The organism is Alkalibacterium sp. s-m-28, assembly GCF_054658175.1.
On the sequence record NZ_BAAGIQ010000163.1, the window covers coordinates 1 to 2500 of the forward strand.

At 41.5% G+C, this 2500-nt stretch carries 3 protein-coding genes and 1 pseudogene; 1 reads left to right on the plus strand and 3 read right to left on the minus strand.

What is annotated here, in order from left to right:
* Nucleotides 1–254 (plus strand): hypothetical protein (locus ACYQ4S_RS11560; protein ID WP_459771277.1); only part of this gene is annotated, 254 nt, incomplete at its 5' end.
* Here ACYQ4S_RS11560 and ACYQ4S_RS11565 read toward each other — a convergent pair.
* The 3 genes and pseudogenes from ACYQ4S_RS11565 to ACYQ4S_RS11575 all read right to left on the minus strand — a co-directional run bounded on the left by ACYQ4S_RS11565 (nucleotide 208) and on the right by ACYQ4S_RS11575 (nucleotide 2288).
* The gene (locus tag ACYQ4S_RS11565; protein ID WP_459771275.1) at nucleotides 208–423 is read right to left on the minus strand and encodes a DUF3953 domain-containing protein; all 216 of its coding nucleotides are present in this window, start codon (nucleotides 421–423) and stop codon (nucleotides 208–210) included. The genes ACYQ4S_RS11560 and ACYQ4S_RS11565 overlap by 47 nt on opposite strands.
* A gap of 145 nt (nucleotides 424–568) precedes the next feature.
* A pseudogene (locus ACYQ4S_RS11570) lies at nucleotides 569–1344 on the minus strand (TMEM164 family acyltransferase).
* Between the two features lie 167 nt (nucleotides 1345–1511).
* A complete protein-coding gene (locus tag ACYQ4S_RS11575; protein ID WP_459771273.1) occupies nucleotides 1512–2288 on the minus strand; it encodes a TMEM164 family acyltransferase in 777 nt (258 codons plus the stop codon).
* Nucleotides 2289–2500: the final 212 nt, after the last annotated feature.

Consider the following 2500-nt stretch of genomic DNA (forward strand, 5'->3'; position numbering starts at 1 on the left):
CGTCCGACTTCCTTCAGATTCCACCTCACGGTGGACACCCTTGTCATTCACTAACAGTTCCTACTGCAAAGCCTGTAGTGGACTTTCACCACCAAGTTGTCGCCCATGCCGGGCGCACCAAAAAAAACGGTACATGGCTATGCCATGACCGTAAATGGTTAATGAATCTTCTGATTGTTTATTCTGAGAAAGCCTTAAAAACTACCTTTAGCTCAATAAATAACCTTGAACTGATACCAATAATCCATATATAAAGATCCCTATATAGGTCCATCCTGCTAGTTTTCGCTCTTCTTTGAATTCTTTTAAACCCGCTATTAACATCGTTAAAGCTAAGAAAAATATCATATAATTCTGAAACGCAAAGTTTTGATATATTAGGCTATAAGCTGCTATAACAAGTACGAATATGGAAAATATCATATGTAAAAATTTCAGCAACACCACTTCTTCCTCTCTCTTCTTACCCCTTCCGTAGGTAACCACTTGACCTGTGAAACCGTATCGATTCGTCCATTTGTTGATCGCTCCTGCTTTTCAATCACTCCTTTACCACATTATTCTGTTTTTAGTTAGCTAGTTTCCTTTGAACGTCGGAATCTTTTCTGGAATAATACAGTTTCGCCAGCAGATACATCAGGAACATGACGACCGCTCCTATAATGGTAAGGGACAGTATGTAAACCGGATTGAATGTCATTCCAGATACTGTGATATCAGAGCCGATGCTGTGCAAGTAGACTAAAGGACCTGCCGATCCCGGTGTATAGGTAAATAAATAATTGGCTTGCTCATTAAAAATATCAGTGAACCAGTTATTTACGATAACTGACAACACATACAGCGGCACCACAATCCCATAAGCTTTCAAAAGGGCTCTTCGATCGATCCGGATCATCTCTGTTAACAGCAGGTATAGCCCCGTCGCTACGATCAGCATATGCCCAAAAATATAGGAAAGTCCTCGGATGCTAAGTACATTACTGTATGTTTCCAGTGCATCGGCAAATATGATGGCTGCAGACCTGCAGGCACAGCCAAGCACCAGGCAATCGTGCTAATCACACGACGAGCAGGATTAATCGCAACCATAAGCAGCAGGATGTTGGCAAAGTGAGAAATATGGAATGGGAAAACTTCAGGACCCAATCCGTCGGTACTGAAAACATAAATCTGTCTGATAGCTAATATGCCTACCAGGATTATCCCCATTGCTATGGCAACACGTCGCTTTACTGCAAATGTCTTGTCTCGAGTAAATATATATAATGTAACGGCGAGCACGAAAGGAAAAATCATCATAAAATAATGAAACGTGCTCCACATTTCAAACTGCATCTGCATACTATATACATCCTCTCAACCATTTATCTCTTTCGCCGAAAATCCGAATTTCTCGATTGATCACCGAAACCTCAGAGTAAGTGTGGCAAAATTGTTCTAACCCCCTACACAGGTCAGGTTTCTGCTTTTAACATTGTTATTTACATTAAATCAGGAATGATTTGTCTTCAGTTAGCTAGTCTCCTGTGAGCTTTGGGACTATGATTGACATACCGCAGCTTCGCCAGTAAATACATCAGGAACATGACCGCAGCTCCTACAACTGCCAAGGACAAAAGGTAGGCCGGATTAAATGTAAGTCCGAATACTTCGATCGTGGAGCCAAGGTTGTATAAGTCTTCTAAAGGGGTCCCCGCTTCCGGCACATAGCTGTAAAAGTAATTGGATTGTTCATCAAAAATAGCGACGAACCAGTTGTTCACTATTACCGACAGCAAATAAAGCATCGCTAAAACTTTATATGCTTTTATAAGTGCTCGCCAGTCGACTTGAATCATCCTGGTCAACAACAAATACAGACCCATCGTTACGATTAGCATATGTCCTGAAATATAGGCAAGCCCTTGAGTATTGAGGACATTACTGTAGCTTTCCAAACCATCTGCAAATATGATAGACACCAGACCTGCAGGAAAATTCAGGCACCATGCGATTGCGGCAGTCACCCGAAGATTAGGGTTGATCGCGACGATAAGCAATAGAATATTGGCAAAGTGACAGACCTGGAAGGGAAAAACTTCCGGACCTAAACCCTCATTATTGAAAATGTAAATTTGTCTAGTGGTCAGTATAAGTACTAGGATGATTCCCAACATTATAGCAACTCGTCGTTTTACAGCTAAGGATTTTTCCTGCGTCATTTTATATAAGAATATGGCAAGTACAAATGGAAAAATCATCATGAAGTAGTGAAACGTGCTCCACATTTCAAACTGCGCCTGCATATTGAATACACCCTCTCAACGCTAAACCTATTCCGCAAAATAAATTTTTACTGTTGTTTTCCACAACTGCTGAATAACCGTGACTAGTGAACTACCCACCACTTAAATCCTCCGGATTTTGAAGTGGGGGCTTCCTACGAACTCCATTCTTGTCTGCACAGGTTTCATGCAGACAGAGGAATCGGATATGGGTAGGCTCAAAAGGCAGTCCC

Bases quoted from the DNA above. Each gene is read 5' to 3' on its own strand.
- ACYQ4S_RS11575 (WP_459771273.1), bottom strand. From the start codon at position 2,288: ATGCAGGCGCAGTTTGAAATGTGGAGCACGTTTCACTACTTCATGATG.
- ACYQ4S_RS11565 (WP_459771275.1), bottom strand. From the start codon at position 423: ATGATATTTTCCATATTCGTACTTGTTATAGCAGCTTATAGCCTAATA.